The 277-nt window shown below is 61.7% G+C and carries 1 protein-coding gene; it reads left to right on the top strand.

What is annotated here, in order from left to right:
* On the top strand, window positions 1-220 hold a 220-nt coding region (locus ACM03V_RS34505), incomplete at its 5' end, for a hypothetical protein (protein WP_414625317.1).
* Between the last annotated feature and the right edge of the window lie 57 nt (window positions 221-277).

Below are 277 nucleotides of genomic sequence, written 5' to 3'. Positions count from 1 at the left end.
CGACTATGTCAATGGCTTGGAGATAGGCGGCGGCGCCAGCGGGTCGGTAGAGTGGGGTGACGCACTCTCTGTCGCGAACGCTGTTGGGGGGGGTGTGGCGTTCAAGCTGGCCGCACTCACGCTGAGTGGGCCTGGAGGAGCGGGAACGCCCGATTGCGCTCTCGCTTTCAATGAAGCCGCCAGCATGACTGCCGCCGACGTGACGCTAACGGTGACCTGACATGGCAGACGTTGAAAAGTACCTGGACCTTATTACCGCCTTCCATCGAGGAAGACC

The sequence above is a fragment of the Calothrix sp. CCY 0018 genome, from assembly GCF_963920925.1.
Taxonomy (GTDB): Bacteria; Cyanobacteriota; Cyanobacteriia; order Cyanobacteriales; family Nostocaceae; genus Rivularia.
The sequence above is the reverse complement of the archived record's forward strand: the minus strand, read 5'-3'. Positions and strand labels throughout refer to the sequence as shown.